Annotated in this window: 22 protein-coding genes; 2 read left to right on the plus strand and 20 right to left on the minus strand. The window is 58.6% G+C overall.

Annotated elements, in window-relative coordinates; translation table 11 throughout:
* Window positions 1-21 precede the first annotated feature (21 nt).
* On the minus strand, window positions 22-1,980 hold the full coding sequence (gene acs / locus IM300_RS18865; RefSeq protein ID WP_063865493.1) for an acetate--CoA ligase: 1,959 nt from the start codon (window positions 1,978-1,980) through the stop codon (window positions 22-24).
* A gap of 423 nt (window positions 1,981-2,403) precedes the next feature.
* On the opposite strand from acs, the gene gltP reads away from it, so the two are divergent.
* The gene (gene gltP, locus IM300_RS18870) at window positions 2,404-3,717 is read left to right on the plus strand and encodes a glutamate/aspartate:proton symporter GltP (RefSeq protein WP_102751353.1); all 1,314 of its coding nucleotides are present in this window, start codon (window positions 2,404-2,406) and stop codon (window positions 3,715-3,717) included.
* Window positions 3,718-3,797: 80 nt separating this feature from the next.
* Here gltP and IM300_RS18875 read toward each other — a convergent pair whose 3' ends face one another.
* From IM300_RS18875 to fdhF, 3 genes are all read right to left on the minus strand, one after another.
* Window positions 3,798-4,472: a tetratricopeptide repeat protein gene (locus tag IM300_RS18875; RefSeq protein WP_193037772.1), complete on the minus strand. Its 675-nt coding sequence runs from the start codon at window positions 4,470-4,472 to the stop codon at window positions 3,798-3,800.
* A gap of 121 nt (window positions 4,473-4,593) precedes the next feature.
* Window positions 4,594-4,746 (minus strand): Hok/Gef family protein, encoded by a 153-nt coding sequence (locus IM300_RS18880; protein ID WP_063865490.1) that lies wholly within the window; start codon window positions 4,744-4,746, stop codon window positions 4,594-4,596.
* A 320-nt stretch (window positions 4,747-5,066) separates the two neighbouring features.
* Complete coding sequence (fdhF, locus tag IM300_RS18885; protein ID WP_193037774.1) at window positions 5,067-7,214, minus strand: formate dehydrogenase subunit alpha; 2,148 nt, start codon at window positions 7,212-7,214, stop codon at window positions 5,067-5,069.
* Window positions 7,215-7,519: 305 nt separating this feature from the next.
* Between fdhF and yjdP the strand changes: the two genes are divergently transcribed.
* On the plus strand, window positions 7,520-7,843 hold the full coding sequence (gene yjdP, locus IM300_RS18890; RefSeq protein ID WP_193037776.1) for a DDRRRQL repeat protein YjdP: 324 nt from the start codon (window positions 7,520-7,522) through the stop codon (window positions 7,841-7,843).
* 81 nt (window positions 7,844-7,924) lie between these two features.
* Here yjdP and phnP read toward each other — a convergent pair whose 3' ends face one another.
* The 16 genes from phnP to IM300_RS18970 form a co-directional block, all read right to left on the minus strand.
* Window positions 7,925-8,683 carry a phosphonate metabolism protein PhnP gene (phnP, locus tag IM300_RS18895; protein WP_063865488.1) on the minus strand — a complete coding sequence of 253 codons (759 nt, stop codon included), beginning with the start codon at window positions 8,681-8,683 and terminating at the stop codon, window positions 7,925-7,927.
* A gap of 9 nt (window positions 8,684-8,692) precedes the next feature.
* Window positions 8,693-9,127: an aminoalkylphosphonate N-acetyltransferase gene (gene phnO, locus IM300_RS18900; protein ID WP_193032822.1), complete on the minus strand. Its 435-nt coding sequence runs from the start codon at window positions 9,125-9,127 to the stop codon at window positions 8,693-8,695.
* Window positions 9,120-9,671 (minus strand): ribose 1,5-bisphosphokinase, encoded by a 552-nt coding sequence (gene phnN, locus IM300_RS18905; protein ID WP_107534481.1) that lies wholly within the window; start codon window positions 9,669-9,671, stop codon window positions 9,120-9,122. The genes phnO and phnN overlap by 8 nt, the downstream gene beginning before the upstream one ends.
* Window positions 9,668-10,804: an alpha-D-ribose 1-methylphosphonate 5-triphosphate diphosphatase gene (gene phnM / locus IM300_RS18910; protein ID WP_131637918.1), complete on the minus strand. Its 1,137-nt coding sequence runs from the start codon at window positions 10,802-10,804 to the stop codon at window positions 9,668-9,670. Before phnM ends, phnN begins: the two co-directional genes overlap by 4 nt.
* Window positions 10,801-11,481, minus strand: coding sequence for a phosphonate C-P lyase system protein PhnL (gene phnL / locus IM300_RS18915; RefSeq protein WP_193032820.1), 681 nt, complete (start codon window positions 11,479-11,481; stop codon window positions 10,801-10,803). Before phnL ends, phnM begins: the two co-directional genes overlap by 4 nt.
* Before the next feature lie 106 nt (window positions 11,482-11,587).
* On the minus strand, window positions 11,588-12,343 hold the full coding sequence (gene phnK / locus IM300_RS18920; RefSeq protein ID WP_193037778.1) for a phosphonate C-P lyase system protein PhnK: 756 nt from the start codon (window positions 12,341-12,343) through the stop codon (window positions 11,588-11,590).
* A complete protein-coding gene (gene phnJ, locus IM300_RS18925; protein ID WP_063449829.1) occupies window positions 12,340-13,185 on the minus strand; it encodes an alpha-D-ribose 1-methylphosphonate 5-phosphate C-P-lyase PhnJ in 846 nt (281 codons plus the stop codon). Before phnJ ends, phnK begins: the two co-directional genes overlap by 4 nt.
* On the minus strand, window positions 13,178-14,242 hold the full coding sequence (locus IM300_RS18930; RefSeq protein ID WP_193037780.1) for a carbon-phosphorus lyase complex subunit PhnI: 1,065 nt from the start codon (window positions 14,240-14,242) through the stop codon (window positions 13,178-13,180). Before IM300_RS18930 ends, phnJ begins: the two co-directional genes overlap by 8 nt.
* Window positions 14,242-14,826 carry a phosphonate C-P lyase system protein PhnH gene (phnH, locus tag IM300_RS18935; RefSeq protein WP_028015210.1) on the minus strand — a complete coding sequence of 195 codons (585 nt, stop codon included), beginning with the start codon at window positions 14,824-14,826 and terminating at the stop codon, window positions 14,242-14,244. The genes IM300_RS18930 and phnH overlap by 1 nt, the downstream gene beginning before the upstream one ends.
* Complete coding sequence (phnG, locus tag IM300_RS18940) at window positions 14,823-15,275, minus strand: phosphonate C-P lyase system protein PhnG (protein WP_193037782.1); 453 nt, start codon at window positions 15,273-15,275, stop codon at window positions 14,823-14,825. Before phnG ends, phnH begins: the two co-directional genes overlap by 4 nt.
* Window positions 15,276-16,001: a phosphonate metabolism transcriptional regulator PhnF gene (phnF, locus tag IM300_RS18945; RefSeq protein WP_193037784.1), complete on the minus strand. Its 726-nt coding sequence runs from the start codon at window positions 15,999-16,001 to the stop codon at window positions 15,276-15,278. It lies immediately after the preceding gene.
* 20 nt (window positions 16,002-16,021) lie between these two features.
* Window positions 16,022-16,801 (minus strand): phosphonate ABC transporter, permease protein PhnE, encoded by a 780-nt coding sequence (gene phnE, locus IM300_RS18950; RefSeq protein WP_032646912.1) that lies wholly within the window; start codon window positions 16,799-16,801, stop codon window positions 16,022-16,024.
* A gap of 102 nt (window positions 16,802-16,903) precedes the next feature.
* On the minus strand, window positions 16,904-17,920 hold the full coding sequence (gene phnD / locus IM300_RS18955; RefSeq protein ID WP_193037786.1) for a phosphonate ABC transporter substrate-binding protein: 1,017 nt from the start codon (window positions 17,918-17,920) through the stop codon (window positions 16,904-16,906).
* A gap of 23 nt (window positions 17,921-17,943) precedes the next feature.
* On the minus strand, window positions 17,944-18,732 hold the full coding sequence (phnC, locus tag IM300_RS18960; protein WP_063865479.1) for a phosphonate ABC transporter ATP-binding protein: 789 nt from the start codon (window positions 18,730-18,732) through the stop codon (window positions 17,944-17,946).
* A gap of 173 nt (window positions 18,733-18,905) precedes the next feature.
* Window positions 18,906-19,337: a VOC family metalloprotein YjdN gene (gene yjdN / locus IM300_RS18965; RefSeq protein WP_131637909.1), complete on the minus strand. Its 432-nt coding sequence runs from the start codon at window positions 19,335-19,337 to the stop codon at window positions 18,906-18,908.
* An 80-nt stretch (window positions 19,338-19,417) separates the two neighbouring features.
* Complete coding sequence (locus IM300_RS18970; RefSeq protein WP_193037788.1) at window positions 19,418-19,753, minus strand: zinc ribbon domain-containing protein YjdM; 336 nt, start codon at window positions 19,751-19,753, stop codon at window positions 19,418-19,420.
* Between the last annotated feature and the right edge of the window lie 313 nt (window positions 19,754-20,066).

Consider the following 20,066-nt stretch of genomic DNA (forward strand, 5'->3'; position numbering starts at 1 on the left):
TGAGGGGAGAGGGAGAAAAGATTATGATGGCATCGCGATGGCCTGCTTCTCTTCGAGCAGTTTGTCCACCACGCCAGGATCGGCAAGCGTTGAGGTATCGCCGAGGTTGCTGGTATCGCCTGCCGCGATTTTGCGCAGGATACGGCGCATAATCTTGCCGGAACGGGTTTTCGGCAGCGAGTCTGTCCAGTGCAGTACGTCCGGCGTGGCAAGCGGGCCAATCTCTTTACGTACCCAGTTGCGCACCTCGGTATACAGCTCCGGCGACGGCTCTTCACCGTGGTTCAGCGTGACGTAGGCGTAAATCGCCTGGCCCTTGATGTTGTGCGGAATGCCGACTACCGCCGCTTCGGCAATCTTCGGATGCGACACCAGCGCGGACTCAATCTCTGCCGTACCCAGACGGTGGCCGGAAACGTTCAGCACGTCGTCCACGCGTCCGGTGATCCAGTAATAACCGTCTTCATCCCGGCGCGCGCCGTCGCCGCTGAAGTACATGTTTTTGAAGGTCGAGAAGTAGGTCTGCTCGAAGCGCTCATGGTCGCCGAACAGGGTGCGTGCCTGGCCTGGCCAGGAATCGACGATCACCAGGTTGCCTTCGGTGGCGCCTTCCTGCGGATTGCCTTCGTTGTCCACCAGTGCAGGCTGTACGCCGAAGAACGGGCGCGTGGCGGAACCGGCTTTCAACTGCGTCGCGCCCGGCATTGGCGTGATCATGAAGCCGCCGGTTTCGGTCTGCCACCAGGTGTCCATCACCGGGCACTTCTCGTTGCCGATTTTCTTCCAGTACCACTCCCAGGCTTCCGGGTTGATCGGCTCGCCTACGGAGCCGAGGATGCGCAGGGAAGAGCGGTCAGTTCCCTCGATGGCTTTATCCCCTTCCGCCATCAGCGCACGTATCGCCGTTGGCGCGGTGTAGAGAATGTTAACCTGGTGCTTATCAACCACCTGGCACATGCGCGCCGGGGTCGGCCAGTTCGGTACGCCTTCAAACATCAGCGTCGTTGCGCCGCAGGCCAGCGGGCCGTACAGCAGGTAGCTGTGACCGGTGACCCAGCCCACGTCGGCGGTGCACCAGTAGATGTCGCCCGGATGGTAGTCGAAAACGTATTTAAAGGTCGTCGCGGCGTACACCAGATAGCCGCCGGTGGTGTGCAGTACGCCCTTCGGCTTACCGGTGGAGCCGGAGGTATAAAGGATAAACAGCGGATCTTCCGCGTTCATCTCTTCCGGCTGATGCTGGTCACTCGCGTTTTCAATCAGATCGCTCCACCACAGGTCGCGCCCCTCGTGCCAGTCGATGTTGCCGCCCGTACGTTTAAAAACAATGACGTTATTGATGGACTTCACGTTCGGGTTTTTCAGCGCTTCATCGACGTTTTTCTTCAGCGGAATACCGCGACCGGCGCGCACGCCCTCGTCAGCGGTGATCACCAGCTTCGAATTAGAGTCAACGATGCGTCCGGCAACCGCTTCCGGCGAGAAGCCGCCGAAGATCACGGAGTGGATCGCACCGATGCGCGCGCAGGCCAGCATAGCCACCGCGGCTTCCGGCACCATGGGCATATAGATAGCCACCACGTCGCCTTTTTTAATGCCCTGGGCCAGCAGCACGTTGGCGAAGCGGCAGACGTCGCGGTGCAGTTCTTTATAGGAGATGTGTTTGCTCTGAGAGGCGTCGTCGCCTTCCCAGATAATGGCTGTTTCGTTGCCGCGTTCGGCAAGATGGCGGTCCAGGCAGTTCGCCGCCAGGTTCAGCGTGCCGTCTTCATACCATTTAATGGAGACGTTACCCGGCGCGAAAGAGGTGTTCTTTACCTTCTGATAAGGTTTGATCCAGTCGAGGATGTGGCCCTGTTCGCCCCAGAACGCGTCAGGGCTGGAAATAGACTGCTGATATTTCTCCTGGTACTGCTCCGGGCTTATCAGGCAACGGTCCGCAATGTTTGCGGGAATGTCGTGTTTGTGTATTTGGCTCATGGCTTTTTTTCTCCTTGTAAGATGTTAATAATATGTCGCAAAAACGTTAATAGTAGGGGCTTTACAAGCTTTGTTTAGTATTTGGGCGACAGATCACGCATTGTCTGAAGCGTATGAAAATTGAGCGAATGAAACTTTGAAGGGAAATAATTCATCTGAAGAATTATTCACTTTTTTGCAGTGAAAATATTTTGTATAACAAACGGTTATTTATGCGAATTGCTATAAATTACCGCCAGTGACCCTTTTTGCAGTGAAATGCCTTGTTCTTTAAGGCTTGCGCAGCATGCCGTGCAAATGATACTCATACGGCGCGTTAAAAAATCCCATAAGCCAACGCAACACAATTCATACCCTTTCAGTATGTCTCCATATTCATGCAGTTTTGCTGGTGCGGAGATTTCATTGAGGAAGTCAGTTTCTATGAAAAATTTGAAAGTCAGCCTGGCCTGGCAGATCCTGCTGGCCCTTGTGCTGGGCATCTTGCTGGGCAGTTACCTCCATTATCATAGCGACAGCCGCGAGTGGCTGATTGCGAACCTTCTCTCCCCTGCGGGTGATATCTTTATTCATCTGATCAAGATGATTGTGGTGCCCATTGTGATCTCGACGCTGGTGGTCGGTATTGCTGGGGTAGGTGATGCGAAGCAGTTAGGCCGCATCGGTGCAAAAACCATTATCTATTTCGAAGTGATCACCACGGTTGCCATCATTCTTGGCATCACCCTGGCGAACGTATTCCAGCCAGGTTCCGGGATTGATATGTCGCAGCTGGCGACGGTGGATATTTCGAAATATCAAAGCACGACCGCTGACGTGCAGAGCCACGCTCACGGCCTGATGGGCACGATCCTGTCGCTGGTGCCGACCAACATTATCGCGTCGATGGCGAAAGGCGAGATGCTGCCGATCATCTTCTTCTCGGTCCTCTTTGGTCTGGGGCTCTCCTCCCTGCCGGCAACGCACCGTGAGCCGCTGGTGACCGTGTTCCGCTCTATCTCCGAAACCATGTTCAAAGTCACCCACATGGTCATGCGCTATGCGCCGGTTGGGGTCTTTGCGCTGATCGCCGTGACCGTGGCGAACTTCGGTTTTGCCTCCCTGTGGCCGCTGGCGAAGCTGGTGCTCCTGGTGCACTTCGCCATTCTGTTCTTCGCGCTGGTGGTGCTGGGGATTGTGGCGCGCCTGTGCGGGCTGAGTATCTGGATCCTGATCCGCATCCTGAAGGATGAGCTGATTCTGGCGTATTCCACCGCAAGCTCCGAGAGCGTACTGCCGCGCATTATCGAGAAGATGGAGGCGTACGGTGCGCCAGCGTCGATAACGAGCTTCGTGGTGCCGACCGGCTACTCCTTTAACCTGGATGGCTCGACGCTGTACCAGAGTATTGCGGCGATCTTTATCGCGCAGCTGTACGGTATTGACCTGTCGCTGTGGCAGGAGATCGTACTGGTTCTGACGCTGATGGTGACCTCAAAGGGCATCGCAGGCGTGCCGGGCGTCTCCTTCGTGGTGCTGCTGGCGACGCTGGGCAGCGTGGGTATTCCGCTGGAAGGCCTGGCGTTCATCGCCGGTGTGGACCGTATCCTCGACATGGCGCGTACCGCGCTGAACGTGGTGGGTAACGCGCTCGCGGTGCTGGTTATCTCCAAGTGGGAACACAAATTCGACCGTAAAAAAGCGCTGGCGTATGAACGCGAGGTGCTGGGTCGTTTTGATAAGACGGCTGACCAGTAACATCCTAAGCCCGGTGGCGTTGCGCTTACCGGGCCTACGGGTTTTGTAGGCCGGGTAAGGCGAAGCCGCCACCCGGCACGTTATTCTCCGCTCAACGCATCAAACTCCTCACACCCCGTATCAAACCCTTCGGTACAGCTCAGGTTTAGCCAGTAGAGCGCTTTCTGCTTATTCGGCGTGATAAACCCTTTCTCCCCCTGCTGGAACAGCATTCCTGCCCAGTACTCCGCATAGCCGGTACGTGACAGTGACGAGCTGCGTTTAAACCACGACGCGGCCTGCGCGTCATCCTGAGGGACGTCAACACCGTTGGCATAAATCAGCCCCAGCAGCAGCTGCGCGTCCACCGCCGCGTCGCTATCGATATCTTCGGTCGCCGATTGCAGGAGCTTGATGGCCTGGGGATAGTCGGTTTTACCCGCCTGCGTGTTCACCAGAATGCGCGCCAGCATAATTGTGCCGCGCTTGCTGCCTGCGATGGTGGCCTGCTGCGCCAGCGTTTTGGACTGAGCATAATCCCCCTGCGTAAAGAGGATCTGCGAGAGTAACCCCATGGCGTCGACATCACCGCCTTTCGCGGCTTTCTCGGCCCATAGCGCTGCCTGCATTTTGTCACCGGAGCTGAAGTACGTATCAGCGAGATAATACTGCGCGCGCGCATTGCCCGCTTCAGCCTGCTTTTTATACTGGCCGCCAATCTCATCGGCATGGGCAAATGCGGTTAAAAAGAACAACATCAGAAAAAGGATTTTCATGGATTCTTATCATCTGGGTACACGCCGCGCAGTATAATCGCGGCGACAGAAGAAAAAAACGGGTGCGTTAAGACCTCAGCATCCCACAAGCCGGGCGGAACATGCGTTCCGCCCGAAGAGGTTAGCCCGCGGTGCAGGCTAATTTTGCCGCCACCTCCTGATGTTCACTCTTTATTGAAAACTCACATAACTTATCGCGAGTAATAAAGGTAAAGATCACTATCGTCAGGCAAATAATAAAGACGATGCCTAACGCAGTTTTTAATGGCGTCATGCCTTTTACTCCTTGCTAACAAAAGAATAAGAGGCTACTCTCAACCTGTTGGTAGTTGAGGGGTAGCCTCGGGTAAATGCAAATTTCCCGGGGCTTTCCACTTTCTGTCCCTCAACAATGCTCAAGACAGAAAGTCTTAAGCACCCGCCGCATATCTTATCCCTCTGAATTAAAATGCAAAGATGTAATTTATTTCCGCGCAAATTACATTTTTCTGCGAGACGCCTTCAGAAATATATATAGATGTAATTAATATTGGTGCCAGAAATAATAATGGGGTGAATATCTCACCCCATTTAGTCAGCGATTATTTAACAGCATTAACCCATTGCGCTTTCACGCAGTCGGGCCTTCAGCTTGTTATATTCGTCGATCACATACTGTTCCGCCGCGTGCTGATCCGCAATCGGCTCCACGTTGACGGCGCAGTATTTATACTCCGGCGTTTTGGTTATCGGACTGAGGTTCTCCGTCACCAGTTCGTTACAGGCGCCAATCCACCACTGGTAGGTCATGTAGACCGCCCCTTTGTTCGGACGGTCGCTGACCTGCGCGCGGGTAATGACGCGGCCCTTACGCGAGTTCACCCACACCAGCGCTTCATCTTCAATACCGAGCCGTTCGGCGTCGGCGGTGTTGATCTGCGCGTAGCCCGGCTCGTCCGCCAGCGCCGCCAGCGCGGCACAGTTGCCGGTCATTGAACGGCAGGAGTAGTGGCCCACTTCGCGCACGGTGGAGAGCACCATCGGAAACTCGTCAGTGAGTTTATCGATCGGCGCGACCCAGTCGCAGGTGAAGAACTGCGCCAGCCCGTTCGGGGTATCGAATTTCTCCTTAAAGAGATAAGACGTCCCCTGGTCGGCCTCCGACTCGTCCCGGCACGGCCACTGGATATACCCCAGCTCGCCCATTTTTTCATAGGTGGCACCGTAAAAATCCGGACAGAGATGACGCAGCTCGTCCCAGATCTCCTGGGTGTTGTTGTAGTGCATCGGGTAGCCCATGCGGGTGGCGATTTCGCTGATGATCTGCCAGTCCGTTTTCAAATCCCACTTCGGCTCGACCGCCTTAAAGAAGCGCTGGAAGCCGCGGTCCGCCGCCGTGTAGACACCTTCATGCTCGCCCCAGGAGGTCGACGGGAGAATCACATCCGCCGCCGCCGCGGTTTTGGTCATAAAGATATCCTGGACGATCACCAGCTCCAGATCCTCAAAGCCTTTGCGCACCGCTGACAGCTCGGCGTCGGTCTGGAGCGGATCTTCACCCATGATATAGGCCGCCCGCACTTCGCCGTGCGCCGCGCGGTGCGGCAGCTCGCTGATGCGGTATCCGGTGTGTTCCGGCAGGCTCTCCACGCCCCAGGCCTTCGCAAACTTCTCGCGGTTTTCCGTGTACTTCACGTACTGATAGCCTGGATACGTGTCCGGCAGCGCGCCCATGTCGCACGCGCCCTGCACGTTATTCTGACCGCGCACCGGGTTCACGCCGACATGCGCTTTACCCAGATTTCCGGTCAGCATCGCGAGGCTGGTCAGGGAACGCACGGTTTCCACGCCCTGATAGAACTGGGTGACGCCCATGCCCCACAGTATGGCGGCGGTTTTGGCCCCGGCGTACATGCGTGCGGCCTGGCGGATCGCCTGCGCGCTCACGCCGGTTATCGACTCTACCGACTCCGGCGTGTAGCCTTCGACAATTTTCCGGTACTCTTCAAACCCTTCCGTACGCGTGGCGACAAACGCCTGGTCATACAGGTTTTCCTCAATAATGACGTGCCCCATCGCGTTCAACAGCGCGATGTTCGAGCCGTTTTTCAGTGCGATGTGCATATCCGCAATGCGCGCGGTTTCGATTTTGCGCGGATCGCAGACGATGATTTTCGCCCCGTTCTGTTTGGCGCGAATCACGTGGTTCGCGACGATAGGGTGAGAATCCGCCGGGTTATAACCGAAGATAAACACCAGATCGGTGTTATCTATCTCATTGATGGCATTGCTCATTGCGCCATTACCGACCGACTGGTGCAGACCTGCAACCGATGGGCCGTGTCAGACGCGAGCGCAGCAGTCGACGTTATTGGTACCAATAACGGCGCGCGCGAATTTTTGCATCACATAGTTGGTTTCATTCCCCGTCCCGCGTGAGGAGCCGGTGGTCTGAATCGCATCCGGGCCATACTTGGCCTTGATGGCGCTGAGGCGCGTGGCGACATAATCCAGCGCTTCATTCCAGGAGACGGCTTCCAGCTTGCCACCGCGCTCGCGGCGGATCATGGGGGTTTTCAGGCGCGGCGTGAGGATTTGGGTATCGTTAATAAAATCCCAGCCGTAATACCCTTTCAGGCACAGCGTGCCCTGATTGGTTTTACCCTGCGCCGCTTCCGCCCGGACGATTTTGCCGTTATCGACCACCAGGTGGATCTTGCAACCTGAGGCACAATAAGGGCAAACCGTGACGACCTTTTTCATCACTTTGCTCCCGTTAAACAGTTCTTACCTGCCCTTTATGCAGCATCTATGCCATGTTTTTAATAGGGGTATTTCCTGACGTTACGGCCGTTTGCGGAGCAAAACCCTGACGAAAAACAGCCAATCGTCAAAATTGACGTGTCGAAAGGGCAGGGATGTGACGTGGATTGAATTTCCGTCACGTCAAAAAGATGTCGGCAAGCCTGAGCGGCGCGGCGCAGGTGAGGGCAATTTGAGATTCCTCCGCTACTCCCGCCAATAGCCAGTCATTACCTTAAGGCCAGTTCACCTGCGAGTCTGGCCTTATGAAACGTTACTCTACCGCCCTGTTATTTGGCTTGCTGACTTTAACCAGCCAGCTGGCGTATGCTGATGTGATTGATGATGCCATTGGCAATATTCAGCAGGCGATCAACGACGCCTATAACCCCGGCAGCAGCCGTAATGACGATGACGACGATCGTTACGATCGCAGCCGTCAAACCGGCAGCCGGCAGTACGACGATCGTCGCCGGCAGTTAGAGGATCGACGCCAGCGTTTAGACGAGCGTCAGCGCCAGCTGGATGACGACAGGCGTCGGTTAGAAGAAGATGAGCGTCGGTTAGAGGATGACTACGATCGAGGATAAAGCCTGGTGGCGCTTCGCTTACGCAGGCCTATAAAACCTGGAGCGCAGGCCGGGTAAGGCGCAGCCGCCACCCGGCAGAACTCAGTCGAGAACCAAAACCATCCCGTCATATCCCGCTTCAATGCCGTCCGGCAGCGGGTTATCCATCATCCACGCGTCAAACTGATGGCTGATATGCGTCAGGATCACCTGCGGACAGCCAATCACCTCGTTCAGGGCCATCACCGTATTTAAATCACAGTGGTTGCGCGGCGTCTCCGGACGTGGTTCATGGCTACAGTCGATGATTATCGCCTGCGGCTGGTTGTTAAGCAGAAACGTCACCGTTTTATCCGGCAGTCCGGCGGTATCAGACAGCCACGCCACGCGGCTGTGGGCGGACTCCAGCAGATAGCCAAACGTGAGTTTAGAATGGTTGAGCGGCAGCGGCGTCACCCGCAGGCCCTGTAGCTCAAACATCACGAACGGCTCGACCGTGTGGCTGAAATCCAGGATGCCCGGATGTTTGAACAGATCGTCACAGCCTGCCTCGTCTGGCGGACCGTAGACGGGAATGGTGGCGCCTACGCCCCAGCGCAGAGGGAAAAGCCCCTGAACGTGATCCATATGATAATGGGTAAGCAAAAACTGCTGGAAGCTGCCCGCAGGCCAGTCGTCCATCAGGTGCGGAATACCCGCGTCCAGCAAGGTGACCGCATCGTTGAATTTGACCGCCGCGCTACAGGGGCGACGGCGATAATTATCCTGCAAGCGCGCCCTTCGGCACGCGGCACAGTCGCAGCCAAACACCGGCACCAGCTGCGCGCTTCCGGTTCCCGTTAACGTGATGGTCAGACTCATAACGCACCTCTACAGCGGTTTGGTGAAGCGGAAATGGCTTTGCGTATACCCTTCACGAACATAAAAACGGTGCGCATCCGCGCGCTTTACGCTGGTGGAAAGTTCGGTCAGCTCGGCACCTGCCTGCCTCGCGATGTCCTCTGCCCAGGCCAGCAGCTGGCTGCCCACTTTCAGTCCGCGCGCCTGCGGCATCACCACCAGCTCCTGGATCTCGCCGATCCAGCGGGCATGGTGCAGGTGAAACTGCATGTGCAGGCCGATCATGCCGATGACCTGCCCGTCCAGCTCGGCAAGCTGGTAGCGCATATTGTGATCCTGAAGGTTGGCCAGAAATCCGGCGTGAAACGCCTGGTGATCGAACTCTGCCTGCTTCAGTTCACAGATCAGGGCGTAAACAATTTGCGCATCGTCGGCGGTGGCGGGGCGAAGCTGGCAGTCAGGCATGCTGTCTCTCCTTCTGGCGAATAAGCGATAAAAAGGTCTCGACTGACTGTAGCAAACTTCCGTCGTTATTGAGGACGTGACAGCCCGATGGGGTGTAGCGCGCCGCACGTTCCAGCCGCTGGTCGATCTCACGCGCATTTTCGCGCCCCCGGCTTTGCAGGCGGCTGCGCAGAATATCCGGAGAAACCTGCAAACAGACCGGCAGCAGCGCCGCTTCGTACCGGGCTATGGCCTGCGGCAGATGCGCGCGTGAACCGTTGACCAGCACGTCGAAGCCCGCGTGCAGCCAGAGGTCGATCTCGATGCCGACGCCGTAATAAAAGCCGTTCGCGTGCCAGCTCAGCGCCAGCAGGTTTTGCCCGGCGCGGGTAAAAAACTCCTGCTCGCTCAGGGCGATATGGTTTTCACTCCCGGCGTTCGCCGCGCGGGTAATGTAGCGGTGCGCCACCAGCAGCTGTGAATGTTCCCGCTGCCGTAACGCCGACAGCAGGCTGTCCTTCCCGGAGCCGGACGGGCCCATTAACCAGATGAGTCTTCCCATCAGAACACCCTTTTTCCCTGACGCCAGACGTGGTCGATATGAATGTGCTCGCCCTTACGGTGCGCCAGCACCAGGTCTGCCCGTTTGCCTTCGGCAATCTCACCGCGATCGTGAAGGTTGAGCGCGCTGGCTGGGTTTTTCGTCACCAGACGGATCGCCTGCGGCAGCGTAAAGCGGTTATCTTCGTCATCCGCGACGCGGAAGGCCGCGTCCAGCAGGCTGGCGGGGTAATAGTCAGATGAGAGGATATCCAGCAGGCCAAGTGAAGCGAGTTTGCTTGCCGCCACGTTGCCGGAGTGCGAGCCGCCGCGCACGATGTTTGGCGCGCCCATCAGCACGTTCATACCGTGCTTGCGGGAGGCTTCAGCCGCCTCGAACGTGGTGGGAAATTCGGCGATCACGCTGCCAAGCTGGTGGGATTCCCGTACGTGATCGTGCGTGGCGTCGTCATGGCTGGCCAGCGCGATATTCCGGTCGCGGCACATCGCGGCAATGGAGAGGCGGTTCGGCTGCGACCACCGGGCTGCCAGCGCCAGTTGCTCTTCTTCATAGCGCGCCATCTCCGCATCGCTGAGAGAATACTTGCCCTGATAGTATTCGCGATATTTTTCAATGTTGGCGAACTGGCGCTGCCCCGGGGAGTGATCCATCAGCGAAACCAGCGACACCGGCTCGCGCCCGACCAGTTTTTCAAACAGCGGCAGCGTGGTGTGGTGCGGCAGCTCGCAGCGCAGGTGCAGGCGGTGCTCGGCGCGGTTGAGGCCGCGCTTTTGCGTCTCTTCCACGGCGTTGATCATCTTTTCCAGATTTTCCAGACGATCGCCGCCGTCGCGCACGTCGCCGATCGCCACCGCATCCAGCACAGTGGTGATACCGCTGGCGACCATCAGCGCATCGTGGCTGCTCATCGCCGAATGGGCGGGCCAGTCCACCTTCGGGCGGGGAGTGAAGAATTTGTCCAGATTATCGGTGTGCAGCTCAATCAGCCCCGGCAGCAGCCAGCCGCCTTCGCCGTCCATCGCCTCCGGGGAGCGGCTCTGGGTTTCGGCAAACGCGCGGATGACGCCGTCCCGGACTTCAACCGAGCCGTTCACGACCTCATTTTCCAGCACCAGCCTGACGTTATTGATAATCATACGTTTGTCCCCATTGGATGCAGCCTGTCCGCCACGCGATTGCGGACGGCGTCGTCGTGGAAGATCCCGACGATCGCCGCGCCGCGCGCTTTGGCCTGTTCGATCAGATCCATCACCGCTGCGCTGTTTTTAGCGTCGAGCGAGGCGGTGGGTTCATCCAGCAGTAAAATCGGATAGTCGACAATAAAGCCGCGCGCGATGTTCACGCGCTGCTGTTCGCCACCAGAAAAGGTCGACGGGGCAAGGTGCCACAGACGCTCCGGCACGTTGAGGCGCGTCAGCAGGCTGGCGGCTTTAGCGGCGCAGGTTTCGCGCGGGACGCCAAGATCCAGCAGGGGCTGCATCACCACGTCCAGGGCGGAGATCCGCGGGATCACCCGCAGGAACTGGCTGACCCAGCCGATCGTTGTACGGCGCACTTCCAGTACTTTGCGCGCAGGGGCCTGGACCAGATCGATCCATTCATTGTTATGGTAAATATGGATATGGCCTTCGTCCGGCAAATAGTTGGCGTACAGGGAACGCAGCAGAGTGGATTTCCCGCTGCCGGAATGGCCATGCAGCACCACGCATTCGCCGCCGCTGACCTCTAACGAGGCATTTTGCAGTACCGGCAGGCGGACGCCGTTTTGCTGGTGGAGCACAAAGGTCTTACTGACATTTTCAACGTGGATCATTTTGGCCTCGCGATTCGTTTTGCCGGGTGGCGGCTTCGCCTTACCCGGCCTACAGGTGCGGTGTTCGTAGGCCGGGTAAGCGCAGCGCCACCCGGCAACAGCGCCCTCAGTTCTGCAACACCGACGACACCAGCAGCTGGGTGTACGGATGATGTGGATCGTCGAGCACGCGGTCGGTCAGCCCACTTTCCACCACCAGGCCCTGCTTCATCACCAGCAGACGGTCCGCCAGCAGGCGCGCAACGCCAAGATCGTGGGTGACAATCACCACCGCCAGGTTCAGCTCCACCACCAGGCCGCGCAGCAGGTCGAGCAGGCGCGCCTGCACGGAGACGTCCAGCCCGCCGGTCGGTTCATCCATAAACACCAGCTTCGGATGGGTGACCAGATTGCGGGCAATTTGCAAGCGCTGCTGCATACCGCCGGAGAAGGTCGTTGGCAGGTCGTCGATGCGCGAGGCGGGGATTTCCACCTCCTCCAGCCAGCGCTGCGCGGTGGCGCGGATGTTGCCGTAGTGGCGCGCGCCGGTGGCCATCAGCCGTTCGCCGATATTGCCCCCCGCCGACACCTGACGGCGCAGGCCGTCCATCGGATGCTGATGCACCACGCCCCACTCGGTGCGCAGCAGGCGGCGGCGCTCGGCCTCGCTCATGGCGTACAGGGATTTGCCTTCATACAGAATGTCGCCGTTCTGCGGCGTCAGGCGCGCGGAGATGGACTTCAGCAGGGTGGTTTTGCCGGAGCCGGACTCGCCGACAATGCCCAGCACTTCGCCCGGCCACAGCTCAAACGACACGTCGCTGAACCCTTTGCCCGGCGCATATAGGTGAGTCAGGTTATTAACCGAAAGCAGCGGTTTCATTGGCCGTTCGCCTCGCTCTGTTGGCGGCAGTAATCGGTGTCGGAGCAGACAAACATCCGTTTGCCCGTGTCGTCCAGCACCACTTCATCCAGATAACTGTGCTTTGAACCGCAGATGGCGCACGGCTCGTCCCACTCCTGCACCGTAAACGGGTGATCGTCGAAATCGAGGCTTTCGACGCGGGTGTAGGGCGGTACGGCGTAAATGCGTTTTTCACGTCCGGCACCAAAGAGTTGCAGGGCAGGCATCATGTCCATCTTCGGGTTATCGAATTTCGGGATCGGCGACGGGTCCATCACGTAGCGGCCGTTCACCTTCACCGGGTAGGCGTAGGTGGTGGCGATATGGCCGAAGCGGGCGATGTCTTCATACAGTTTTACCTGCATGATCCCGTACTCTTCCAGGGCATGCATGGTGCGGGTTTCGGTTTCCCGCGGCTCGATAAAGCGCAGCGGCTCCGGGATCGGCACCTGAAAAATCAAAATCTGATCTTCGGTCAGCGGGGTTTCCGGGATGCGGTGACGGGTCTGGATCAGCGTCGCATCCTCGGTTTTCTCTGTGGTGTTGACGCCCGTTACGCGCTTAAAGAAGTGGCGGATCGACACGGCGTTGGTGGTGTCGTCTGCCCCCTGATCGATGACCTTCAGCACGTCCGCTTCGCCGATCACGCTGGCGGTGATCTGAATGCCGCCGGTGCCCCAGCCGTACGGCATCGGCATTTCACGGCCACCAAACGGCACCTGATAGCCGGGGATCGCCACTGCCTTAAGAATGGCGCGGCGGATCATGCGTTTCGTTTGCTCATCCAGATAGGCAAAGTTGTAGCCGCTTAAGTTAGCCATTGGCGCGCTCCCGTTGCAGGCGTTTCAGCAGTTCCAGTTCGGCCTGGAAATCGACGTAGTGCGGCAGCTTGAGGTGCGAGACAAAGCCTGCGGCCTCAACGTTATCCGCGTGGGCCAACACGAACTCTTCGTCCTGTGCCGGGCCGGAGACTGGCTCGCCGTAGTCCCGCGCCTGGAGCGCACGGTCAACCAGCGCCATCGCCATCGCCTTACGCTCGCTCAGGCCGTACACCAGCCCATAGCCGCGGGTAAAGTGCGGATCTCCATTGTCTGGCGCGACAAAACCGTTGACCATTTCACATTCGGTCATCAGCAGTTCGCCGATGTTCACCGCAAAACCCAGCTCTTCGGGCACAATGTCGATGTCGAGATAGCCGCTGCGGATCTCTGCCGCGAACGGGTGGTTGCGCCCGTACCCACGCTGTGTGGAGTAGGCCAGCGCCAGCAGATACCCTTCGTCGCCGCGCATCAGCTGTTGCAGGCGGGACGAGCGTGAGCACGGGTAGACCGGTGGCGTGCGGGTGATGTCATCCGGTGTGCTGCCGGTGTCCTCTTCCGCCTTCGCCAGCCCCTGGTTTGCCAGCAGGCTAAAAACGTGCGGAGAGGCGTCTTGTTCAGCGTCAGAGGCGCTGAGCTGAGGGGCTTCACCGTTCGCCAGCAGCGTGAAGTCCAGCAGACGATGGGTGTAGTCGTAGGTCGGGCCAAGGAGCTGGCCGCCGGGAATGTCTTTGTACACCGCTGAAATGCGGCGCTCTAAACGCATTTCCGCCGTGTTCACCGGCTCGCTCACCGCCAGCTTCGCCAGCGTAGTGCGGTAGGCGCGCAGCAGGAAGATAGCTTCCACGTTATCGCCGCTGGCCTGTTTTAGCGCCAGCGCCGCCAGCTCGCGGTCCGCGATACCGCCTTCGGTCATTACGCGGTCGACGGCCAAATTTAACTGCTGTTCAATCTGGGCGACGCTGAGCTCGGGAAGCGCTTCATCCCCCCGGCGTCTGTGCTCCTGTAAGGCATGGGCGGCGGCGATCGCCTTTTCCCCCCCTTTGACGGCAACGTACATCAGCACACCTCCACGTGAGTGGTCCGCGGGATCGCCAGCAGGCGTTCGCCGCAGGTCAGGATCAGGTCAATGCCGAGCGGGAACGGGTGCGGACGCTCGGTCAGCTCATGGATGATGCACTCCGGCAGCTGGGGCGCGACCATCCGCTCGTCGGCGATGCCTGCGCCCGTCAGGCGAAGCATGCGGCCACCGCTCAGGCTGGAAACTTGCAGGATCAGCGTGGCGCTGGTTTCCGGTGCGACGGCGCTGCCTTCGCTCAGGGCGTTAAGCTGTTCATGGCTGATCTGTTCGTCGGCCACGGCAAAGACCGCCTGCTGGGGCTGCTCGACCAGCGGCGCGCTGGTGTGAAAGCGCAGGTTCTGGCTGGCGATATCGTTCAGCAATGCGCCTGACAGCCATACCGGGGTGTCGTTGTCCGCCAGCGTCAGCAGCACGCTGGTAGAGGCGAGGTTGAGCGGCAGCCAGCCCTGCGAAAGCTGGTGCAGGGAGACGATCACGCCCGGCTCGCTCATGGCCTTCAGCAGGCGACGGAAACTCTGTTGGGCATCCTGGACGGCCAGGGTAAAGGCAGGTTGAAGCGTCATGCGTTGTCTCCGCGAACGAGCGTAAAGAAGTCGACCCGGCTGGTGTTCACTTCGGCCTGACGCGTGGCAAGGCGTGCGGCGCGGTCAGCTTCCAGCGGGGCAATAAGGGTTTCCATTAACGTCTGGAAATGCGGGTGTTCCTGTAAAAGCGCGTCGATCACCGCGCAGCGCTCGGCGTGCGTTTTGTCGCGCCCAAGTACGTAGCTGTAACCCAGCGTGCCGCTGTTAAGGCGGATCACCGCGCGGGTGAGAGTGGCATCGCCAGCGAAGAAGCGCTCGCCGGTGCCGCCCATGCGTGCCTGGATCTGCACCAGGCCGATCTCCGGCGCGCGGATCGTGTCGTAGTCCGGCGTCAGGCCGAGAGCGTTCATGCGGGCGGCCAGCGCAGCAGGCTGGCTGTGGGCCAGCACGCGCATCCAGCGCTGACGAGTGGAGGTGTCGAAGTGCATTCAGTGCTCCATGGTGAATTCAATCATGTCGGCGCGGGTCAGGCTGACGGAGTATTCCGTTGCGTTGACCTCGCCGTCACGGTGGTTGAGGGTGCGCACGCAGAGCAGCGGGGCCATATTGGGAATTTCGAGCACCTTGCTCTCTTTCGCCTGCGCGCGACGGGCGCTGATGCGCGTCTGGGTGCGTTTGAGCGCGATACCCATCGCGTCCTGAAGAAAATCATGCAGGGAACCGCTGGCAAAGTTTTGCAGCACGGGCCAGAGGGTGAGGTCCGCGAAGTAATGGTCAATCTGGCAGACCGCCACGCCGTTGACCCGGCGCAACGTGCGCAGGTGTACGACGTTGTCACCCTCCTGAATCCCGAGCGCGTCCGCCACGTGGCGGGAGGCCGGGCGCAGGACCGAAAGCAGTTTTTCGCTGGTGGGATGGCTGCCCTGATCGAGCAGGTTCTGGCTAAAACGCGCCTGGGCGTTGAGCGGGTAGTCAAACGGGCGCATCAGCACCAGCACGCCGACGCCCTGACGGCGCTGGACCCAGCCGCGCTCGACCAGCTGGTCAATGGCGCGGCGCAGGGTGTGGCGGTTCACTTCGTAGCGGTCGGCAAGCTGCTGCTCGGCGGGCAGGTAGTCACCGCAGCGGTAATGCGTGCGCAGCTCCACTTCGAGCCTGGCCGCAATCTCTTGCCAGCGGGTGGGGTAACTGGTCGGATGTCTGGATAAGTGCATACCAATCAAAGCCTCGCTTATCAGATGAAGTGCTTACGCAAGCGTTGAGAGAGGAAATCCAGCAGGCTGACGGTGACGATGATAAGCACCATCAGGGCGCAGGTTTGCTGGAACTGGAAACCGCGAATCGCTTCCCACAGCGTGACGCCAATCCCGCCTGCGCCCACCATGCCGACCACGGTGGCGGAGCGAACGTTGGACTCGAAGCGGTACAGCGAGTAGGAGATAAGCAGCGGCATCACCTGCGGCAGGACGCCGTAGAGGATCTCTTCGATTTTATTGGCGCCGGTTGCGCGAATGCCTTCCACCGGGCCGGGCTCGATGGCTTCAACCGCTTCCGAGAGCAGCTTGGAGAGCACGCCGGTGGTGTGGATGAACAGTGCCATCACGCCCGCGAACGGCCCCAGACCGACGGCCACCACGAACAGCATCGCAAAGACCATTTCGTTGATGGCGCGACAGGCGTCCATCAGGCGACGCATCGGCTGGTATACCCACCACGGCACGATGTTCTCGGCGCTCATCAGGCCGAAGGGAATGGAGAGAATGACGGCGAGGGCGGTGCCCCAGACGGCGATTTGCAGGGTGATTGCCATTTCACCGAGGTAGTCCTGCCACTGGCTGAAGTCCGGCGGGAAGAAGTCGGCTGCGAAGGTCGCCATATTGCCGGAATCTTTGAAGAGCAGCAGCGGATCCATCTCTGCGCCTTTCCAGGAGATAACCAGCACCGCCAGCAGAATGGCCCAGCTTATGAGCGAGAACCAGCTGCGCTTCGGCGGCGGGAGGGTGATGGTTTGCATGTTTGACTCCGTGGGTCTTTGTGTGCCGGATAGCGCGACGCTTATCCGGCCTACGATCCAAAATGTAGGCCCGGTAAGCGCAGCGCCACCGGGCGAAAAGCGTTACTGCACCGCTTTATTCACGCTGGTCATTGCGCCGAGCGCGGCGGTCAGGCGGTCGAGATCGTCCAGCTGCGCCTGAAGCTCAGAGACCTTGCTGGTTTTCTCTTCTTCCTTGAGCCCTTTGTTGTCCTTCACGCCCTGCATCTGTTTGAACAGCGCCAGCTGGCGAATCGGCACCAGCTGCAAATCGCTGGACGCGCGGAACGGTGCCCAGCCCAGGCGCGCCAGCACCGCTTTCTCTTCCGGCGTTTTGCCGTAGTTCATAAAGAAGTCGTAGACCTTGTCCTTGGTGCTTTCGGAGAGGTTTTTACGCCACACGATCGGGTCGCCCGGGATCAGCGGTGATTTCCAGATCACCTTCAGCGCTTTCAGCTTGTCCGGCGCGGAGGTCTTCAGCTTGTCGAGGTTTTCGGTGTTGTTAGTCGCAACGTCTACCTGCTTGTTCGCTACGGCCAGGGCGTTGGTTTCGTGGCCGGCGTTCACCGTGCGCTTGAAGTCGCTGGCGGAGATGTTGTTTTTCGCGAAGACGTAGTAGCCAGGGACGAGGAAGCCGGAGGTGGAATTCGGATCGCCGTTACCAAAGGTCAGCTCTTTGCGTTTGGCGATCATGTCGTTGAGGGTGTTGATCGGGCTGTCTTTGTTCACGATCAGCACGCTCCAGTAGCCTGGGGAGCCATCTGCCGCAACGGTCTGGGCAAAGACCTGGCCGTTGGCGCGGTCCACCGCTTCCATGGCAGAGAGGTTGCCGTACCACGCGATGTCCACTTTGTTGAAGCGCATTCCCTGAATGATGCCCGCGTAGTCCGGGGCGAAGAAGGCGTTCACTTTGATCCCCAGTTTGGTTTCCATATCTTTCAGGAACGGTTCCCACTGCGGCTTCAGGTTTTGCTGTGATTCCGTTGAAATGATGCCAAAGTTCAACGCTTTTTCCTGCTCTTCGGCGTACGCCGGGCTTAACAGGGTGCTGATGCTGAACATGCTGGTGAAGGCCAGCGCGGCAACGGTTTTGTAGTTCATTTCCATTCCTCGTTATCGGGGCGTTAAGCAGCCTGCGCGCGTTCTTCGACGCGGTTTACGCTGCGGTAGAGATGATCAAAACGTTCGTTATCAAACTGGTGGCTGGCGCCATCGAAGAACACGTGGCCCTGACGCAGGGCGACGATGCGCTCGCAGTAGCGCAGGGCGTAATCCACCTGATGCAGCGTCACCACCACGGTGATGCCGTCGTTCTGGTTGATGTCGCGCAGGGTTTCCATCACGATGCGCGCCGATTCCGGGTCCAGCGAGGCGATGGGCTCATCGGCCAGAATGATTTTGGCTTTCTGCATCAGGGCGCGGGCGATGGCGACGCGCTGCTGCTGCCCGCCGGACAGCGTGGACACGCGCTGGTGGGCGAAATGCGCCATGCCGACGCGAGTCAGCGCCTGTAAGGCTTCTTGTTTCTGGGAAGGGGAGAACCAGCGCAGGCAGGTACGCCAGAACGGGGTGCTGCCGAGCGCGCCAATCAGCACGTTCTCGAGCACCGTCAGGCGGTTCACCAGGTTGAACTGCTGAAAGATGTAGCCCGTCTGGGCGCGGCTTTTGCGAATATCGCTCGCCAGACGGCCCGCATGCTGCACGGTGTTACCCAGCAGCTCGACGCGGCTTTCCGGCGTTTTGTCACAGGTGATAAGGCCGCTTAAGTGGCGCAGAAGGGTAGATTTTCCTGAACCGGACGGCCCCAGCAGCGCTACCATTTCGCCCTGCTGGACGGTCAGATCAACGGCATGCAGCGCCTTGTTGTGATTGAAGGTTTTGCTCAGTTTCTCGACGCGGATGACAGTGTGCATGTGCTGGGCCTCACGATAAATGTGGCCTCATGCTGGCGCATCAATATGACATTTGGGTTAAGTCTCAGTTGCGGAAAGTTGAAGAGTTGAGGGGGATTTGATGACAATCACCGTAGGCCCGGTCAGCGCAGCGCCACCGGACGCTGTTGCCGGATGCGCTGCGCTTATCCGGCCTACGATTTAACGACGTTAATCATCCACGGCACGCCGTATTTATCGGTCACAGTACCGAAACCGTGCGCCCAGAAGGTTTCCTGCCAGGCCATTTCGATATTCCCGCCGTCGGCAAGGTTGTCGAACCAGCGCTTGCCTTCCGACACATCCTGGGTGTCGAGCACCAGCGTGAAACCCGCGTATTGCGCGCTGCTGCCAGGCGGTATCCCGTCGCTCATCATAATATCGCTGCCCGCGATGCGGACGTTAGAGTGGGCGATGGCGGAATCCGGGAACTGCATGCCTGACGGACAGCCTTCTTCGCTGTTTTCGTCTTTAGGCATTTCGCCGAAGGTGATTTTGTAGAGGAGTTCTGCGCCGACGGCCTGCTGATAGAAGGCGGTGGCCTCCGCACAGTTACCGGCGAAAGAGATGTAGGGACTTAACGGCATAATCTTTACCTCACGTAGGAAAAGCCCGTTAAGTGTAGTTCCCGAACGCCCGGTAAGCGAAGCGTCACCGGGCGGGTAAATCAGTTCTTTTTCACGAACTCAGATTTCAGTTTCATCGGACCGAAGCCGTCAATTTTGCAGTCAATATTATGATCGCCTTCAACCAGACGGATATTTTTGACTTTAGTGCCGATCTTCAGCATGGAGGAGCTGCCTTTTACCTTCAGATCTTTCACAACGGTAACGCTGTCGCCGTCCGCCAGCAGATTACCGTTCGCATCTTTGACGACCAGCGCATCTGCGTCCTGCGCTGGCTCGGCATCATTCCATTCGTGTGCACATTCCGGGCAAACGAACATGCCGTTGTCTTCATAGGTATATTCAGAATTGCATTTCGGGCAGTGGGGAAGTTGCATGTTGGTATCCTCAAAAGTGTTAACACGCTGGAAAATGCCAGCTAAATGACGGCAGTATGCCGAAAAAGGCAGCGAGTATAACGCAAATCCCCACTTTTGTCGGTGATATTGTTTAAGGAAAATAGTGCGCCAGCGCGCCAGAGATGACGCGTACCGTCAGTGAATAAAAAGAAGCGTATGCCCTGAACGGTAGAGAGCGAAGGGATGTTAAATATATCGAATATTTTATTACAGCAAATTGCTACGCTGGGCCATTTCGGATAAGGTGAAGGAACAAGCCGTTATTTATCTCCCTCTCTGAGGCCATACATCT

Origin of the sequence: Enterobacter cloacae complex sp. I2, from assembly GCF_014896205.1 — a bacterium.
In the GTDB taxonomy this organism is placed as follows: Bacteria; Pseudomonadota; Gammaproteobacteria; order Enterobacterales; family Enterobacteriaceae; genus Enterobacter; species Enterobacter quasihormaechei.

What these genes read in the sequence shown, in the direction of transcription:
- phnF (WP_193037784.1), bottom strand. Translation starts at nt 16,001, where the DNA reads ATGCACTTATCCAGACATCCGACCAGTTACCCCACCCGCTGGCAAGAG.
- phnM (WP_131637918.1), bottom strand. Translation starts at nt 10,804, where the DNA reads ATGATTATCAATAACGTCAGGCTGGTGCTGGAAAATGAGGTCGTGAAC.
- IM300_RS18875 (WP_193037772.1), bottom strand. Translation starts at nt 4,472, where the DNA reads ATGAAAATCCTTTTTCTGATGTTGTTCTTTTTAACCGCATTTGCCCAT.
- phnO (WP_193032822.1), bottom strand. Translation starts at nt 9,127, where the DNA reads ATGCCTGACTGCCAGCTTCGCCCCGCCACCGCCGACGATGCGCAAATT.
- acs (WP_063865493.1), bottom strand. Translation starts at nt 1,980, where the DNA reads ATGAGCCAAATACACAAACACGACATTCCCGCAAACATTGCGGACCGT.
- IM300_RS18970 (WP_193037788.1), bottom strand. Translation starts at nt 19,753, where the DNA reads ATGCAACTTCCCCACTGCCCGAAATGCAATTCTGAATATACCTATGAA.
- phnE (WP_032646912.1), bottom strand. Translation starts at nt 16,801, where the DNA reads ATGCAAACCATCACCCTCCCGCCGCCGAAGCGCAGCTGGTTCTCGCTC.
- IM300_RS18880 (WP_063865490.1), bottom strand. Translation starts at nt 4,746, where the DNA reads ATGACGCCATTAAAAACTGCGTTAGGCATCGTCTTTATTATTTGCCTG.
- yjdP (WP_193037776.1), top strand. Translation starts at nt 7,520, where the DNA reads ATGAAACGTTACTCTACCGCCCTGTTATTTGGCTTGCTGACTTTAACC.
- phnL (WP_193032820.1), bottom strand. Translation starts at nt 11,481, where the DNA reads ATGATCCACGTTGAAAATGTCAGTAAGACCTTTGTGCTCCACCAGCAA.
- phnD (WP_193037786.1), bottom strand. Translation starts at nt 17,920, where the DNA reads ATGAACTACAAAACCGTTGCCGCGCTGGCCTTCACCAGCATGTTCAGC.
- phnH (WP_028015210.1), bottom strand. Translation starts at nt 14,826, where the DNA reads ATGACGCTTCAACCTGCCTTTACCCTGGCCGTCCAGGATGCCCAACAG.
- phnP (WP_063865488.1), bottom strand. Translation starts at nt 8,683, where the DNA reads ATGAGTCTGACCATCACGTTAACGGGAACCGGAAGCGCGCAGCTGGTG.
- phnJ (WP_063449829.1), bottom strand. Translation starts at nt 13,185, where the DNA reads ATGGCTAACTTAAGCGGCTACAACTTTGCCTATCTGGATGAGCAAACG.
- IM300_RS18930 (WP_193037780.1), bottom strand. Translation starts at nt 14,242, where the DNA reads ATGTACGTTGCCGTCAAAGGGGGGGAAAAGGCGATCGCCGCCGCCCAT.
- gltP (WP_102751353.1), top strand. Translation starts at nt 2,404, where the DNA reads ATGAAAAATTTGAAAGTCAGCCTGGCCTGGCAGATCCTGCTGGCCCTT.
- phnG (WP_193037782.1), bottom strand. Translation starts at nt 15,275, where the DNA reads ATGCACTTCGACACCTCCACTCGTCAGCGCTGGATGCGCGTGCTGGCC.
- phnK (WP_193037778.1), bottom strand. Translation starts at nt 12,343, where the DNA reads ATGAAACCGCTGCTTTCGGTTAATAACCTGACTCACCTATATGCGCCG.
- phnC (WP_063865479.1), bottom strand. Translation starts at nt 18,732, where the DNA reads ATGCACACTGTCATCCGCGTCGAGAAACTGAGCAAAACCTTCAATCAC.
- yjdN (WP_131637909.1), bottom strand. Translation starts at nt 19,337, where the DNA reads ATGCCGTTAAGTCCCTACATCTCTTTCGCCGGTAACTGTGCGGAGGCC.